The sequence below is a fragment of the Cedecea sp. NFIX57 genome, from assembly GCF_900177785.1.
Lineage (GTDB): Bacteria > Pseudomonadota > Gammaproteobacteria > Enterobacterales > Enterobacteriaceae > Cedecea > Cedecea neteri_C.
The window spans coordinates 2,014-6,401 of the sequence record NZ_FXAS01000072.1; the positions used below are offsets into that span (position 1 = coordinate 2,014).

The window sequence follows — 4,388 nt, forward strand, 5'->3', positions numbered from 1 at the left end:
GCTTAGCCGGAATGCCTTTCTGTCTCGCCCCACTGAGCGTCAGCCCCCGTTAAGTACACTTTTCAACCAACTTGGTATTCTCGTTACCACGACAATAGACAACTATAGAGGCCATTCATCGCTCTCCTCCGCTTGCTTAAGTGGCTTAGTGTCCCTTTTTCACCTGTTCTGCCAGCGTGAATATGTAGTGACCCAGCATATTGATATGTGCATGCCGTAGTGGTGACAGCTGGGACTCATCGTCTCAGGAAATATGACATTTTCATCCTGATGCAGGCCCTGAATGAAAAAGGCGTTCAGCAGGACGGCGTGTGCGCTGATGATGTCGGGCAGATTGACCTGAAAACGCTTATCCGGAAGGTGGGCACCTGACGGGCGGCGGCGCTCACTCAGTATCTCGAGATCGGCCCGGAGCCCGTCAAGACAGGGGGCTGGTTGATGCGGCGTTAATGCGACACAACCTATTTTGCCCATTACTTATGCTTGCGCTCAAATCTAGAATCAGGAATTATCCATATCATGGTAACAATAAAATACACAAAAAATGCCACTATCGTATTGAAAAATGAAGTTAATATGCCAATTAAATATAGTACCAATGATACTTTCCCTTTCCAATCATTGCCTATAAACATTGCTACAGATGATTTGCATTTATGTGTTTTAACTAATAGATGAACAAGAATATAATGAGCAGTACCTGCAGCAAATAAAATAACACCATAGAAAGCTGAAGGCCATTCTGAATATGGATATTTACCAACCCAAGCTGTAGACATTGGTATCAAAGATATCCAAAATAAAAGATAAAGGTTTGACCACATAATCTTACCATCAACAAATTCAGCCAATTGAAAAAGGTTATGGTGATTATTCCAATAAAGCCCAATATAGATAAAGCTTAAGACATAGATTAAAAACATAGGCATTAATGTCACAACACTTGACAAATTATCATCTAAAGGAACTTTTAACTCCAGAACCATAATAGTCAAGATTATAGCCATAACTCCATCACTAAATGCTTCAATCCTATTTTTATTCATTTCAATCTCTCAAGGCCATATTTATTTGTACGTTCACCTAGTTTTATTTTCGCTTTTAAATATAATTTTTTTGAAAATTCATCTATGTTATGATCTTAATCATTTATTTCGTGACAAAGGTTATTGAAAACATTGTAGATGTCAGGATTGTTTGCTCCTAACTCTTCTCTTAACGTAGTTAGTCCCAGTTCAAGAACCTCATTAAGTGCATCATTTTTATTCTTATTTGTCATTTGAGTAAAGTTAGCATCATCAACACTACGCGGAAATTGCATTGAGGAAATACAGCGGCCTAGAGACTCAAATTTCTGGTTTTTTATGGCAAGCATCTCGATGGTTAGGAATCTGAATCGCCTCTTTTCGGATTACCTGACCATGGAAGGCGTCACTATCCATACCGTATACGGCGCGGATCAACATGAGTTTTATGATGAAAATACCATCTTCGCCGTATTTTTAACCTGAAATTCATTTTTCAGGCACACTGATCCATAAGCCCTGTTTGCAGCCATCGTTTTTTTGCTATTACGTGATACCTTTCTGACAGCAATTCCTTTGCGTGCATCCCGGCCTGCGCCCCGGCAAAGCGCAGCCGATCGCCACACAGAATACATTTGTACGGATCCGTGCCCAGAAAACCCTTCATCAGCGCGGCGAAACCTGGCGTTTCTGGCTTTTTCCGCGCCTCCATCTCAAGGGCTTCATACACTTTCGGCAGCAGCGTGCCCCGCTTGCGGTTGGCCAGAAAACCGTAGTACCGCACCATTTTAAAATGGCGGGACGGGATGTGGCTGATATAGCGTCCGATCATCTCTTCCTGGCTCAGTTTTTGTTGCCGGTGCTGTTGCGTACGGTGATCGTAATAATGATGTACCACAGCCCCGCCACTGTAGTGGCGTAACTGAGAGGCCGCCACCGGCGGACGTTTCAGGTAACGGCCCAGATATTTGACGCTGCGCCAGGCTCCCCGGGTTTTCTTCGCGAAGTGGACTTTCCAGTAACGCTGGTATTGTGCCCGAAGATAACGTCGCCACTGGCGCTCGTCGCGGATATGGCCGAAGCCAGTCAGGCTGCCGGGATTAACCTGGTCATAATTGGCCCGCAGCAGGCGAATGACGGCGCTGCGCCAGATTTTTTCCACATTTTTCTTCTTAAAGAAGATATCGCGCCATCCACCGTGCTGACTGTCAAGTCCCCCGCGGGTGACGGAGACATGGATATGCGGGTGCTGATTCAACTGGCGCCCGTAGGTGTGCAGGGCACAGAAAATACCCACTTCGATACCCTGTTTACGGGCCCAGCGGAGCATGGCCCGGGTGGCGGCACTGAAGAGGTCGTTGAGCAGCGGCCAGTTACCGTTAAAAAAGGGCCAGAGGACGTGGGGCATGGTAAACGTAATATGTTGCCAGTCGCAGTCGGGCAGGATGTATTGTTGTGTCGCAATCCACTGCTCGGTCGCTTTCATGCCGCAGGCGCTGCAGCCTTTTGATTTACAACTCTGGCAGAAGAACCGGGCGTGGGTACAGTCCGGGGAGGCACAGCAGTAGCGGCGAACACCCATGGCACAGGTCCCGCAGTCGAGCATGCGCTCAACGGAGAGCTTCGTCCAGTCACTGATGCTGTCGCCATATTTTCCGAGGAAGCGATTCCAGCCGTCATCGAGGGCGAAGAGCAGTTTAGCGGGGCGCGGGATGTACATCCGGTAAATTACAGCCCGGGTATCTTGCCGGTGAAATACAGATGCTCACACTGCCCGCAGTCGCCGCAGTCGAGCTCGTCGGGCCTGTCGGCCCAGTTGTCGGTATGTTTGTCCCAGGGTTCGAAGGAGACTGGCATTACCCCCAGTTCGGTGTAAAGCATGAACTCATTCACCGGTATACTCTCCGTCATGGCACCCTCCGTACAGTCATACCCGGCTTCATCGGCTTCACCTGCATGTTGCTCAAAACCGCGAATAATCGTGACTACCGGCGGATAAGGCTGCGTGTCGAGAAAAAACTGGGGGCCGAGGTGGACACAGTGCCGTATGGCTTCCTCCGGAGAATCATAAAAGAACTCTGCGAGGGCGTCGTCATCACTTCCGGACGGAAAGGAGACCATAGTCCCGTCTTTTGAATTTCTCTGGCCCAGTGATGAGATGCACCACATGCCTCCATGGCGACAATCATCCTGGACTGTGTCGCAAACCAGCCAGTCAACTTTTCACGAGAGAGCTTAATCCTTCCACCAGGCTTCCCTTCAGGTGAAAGGCTGAAAAGATAAAAATTTGTTTTCGCAAGATCAATTCCAATAATGTTCAGCCTTGACATGGTTTCTCACCCTTTCAACGTTGATTGAATTACCACCATCATGACGGTATTGAGAACCGCCGTGAAGGAGGGGGAAGACCATCTCATCGCTTACGAAATGACCACGGAACCCCGGGTTGTTAGTATGAAGCATGAGAGTTACCTCGTGTTTTGTTTAAGGATTCGACACCCATATCAAAACCGGTAACTCTCAACCTTGCAAGGTCCAGTGTCAGATCAAGTCGCGACTAATACATTTTATTCGTTAGCAGCCTGATTGTGTCCAGAATCAGGCACACTTCGATTTTGTGGAATATTTTCGACAGAGCCCATTTTACGGCCATATCTTATTTGAAGATAACAAATCATAATCAAGGTTATACGTATTTCTATATATAGCCACAATATCAGTTTGTGCTACAGAACCGATAGCTCTTACTTCCTGTTCAAAAAATGAAGCATTTCTCGCATTCCTTATATCAACTGCAAAATTCAGATGATTAACTTCAATGATATGGCCAATTCGTATATCTCCTGCATCGCTTAATATTGAGCTTGACTGGGCATACATGGATGCTCGTTCGATATTTTTTGAAAATGAGATAAAATGAGTGTCAGGCGTGCCTATTCGATAGGCATACATATTCTTATTATTACCACGCGCTACCATGCCATGATTAATTATATCATTAATCTCAGTCGCAGATCGACCATCACCGCGATAAAGTGTCCCTGAATATTCTCCAGTGCGCCCATAATTATTCATAATGTTTCTCTCTTCCGCGGTAAAATAATCTGCAATTATTGCCCCGGATGCAGTTTTTTCCCCGACTTTGGCACCACCAGGATTAGTGTAATTTGCATTGACTTCTGCCCATGACGGCCCTGTATTGCCCCCTCCTCCCAGTCCACCAAAAGTATTTTCCCCGTAAGTATGCATCAATGAAGCTGGATGTCCTGCAGGATAACGACCAGCATCTTCCCCGGCCTCAGACGCCTGCTGTGTCGCCACCACCCCCGCCTTCGCCCCCTGCACCCCGGCCATGGCGACCAT

The 4,388-nt window shown here is 47.1% G+C and carries 4 protein-coding genes; all 4 read right to left on the minus strand.

Annotated features, from left to right (window positions below; genetic code table 11):
- Positions 1-473: 473 nt before the first annotated feature.
- Positions 474-1,046, minus strand: a complete 573-nt coding sequence (locus B9Y90_RS25285; protein ID WP_085543053.1) for a TMEM175 family protein — start codon at positions 1,044-1,046, stop codon at positions 474-476.
- Between the two features lie 475 nt (positions 1,047-1,521).
- Entirely contained in the window at positions 1,522-2,745 is a 1,224-nt protein-coding gene (locus tag B9Y90_RS25295; RefSeq protein WP_085543055.1) for an IS91 family transposase, read from the minus strand.
- Between the two features lie 8 nt (positions 2,746-2,753).
- Positions 2,754-3,146, minus strand: coding sequence for a hypothetical protein (locus tag B9Y90_RS25300; protein ID WP_085543056.1), 393 nt, complete (start codon positions 3,144-3,146; stop codon positions 2,754-2,756).
- Between the two features lie 522 nt (positions 3,147-3,668).
- The coding region (locus B9Y90_RS25310; protein WP_085543057.1) for a hypothetical protein at positions 3,669-4,388 on the minus strand (720 nt) is incomplete at its 5' end.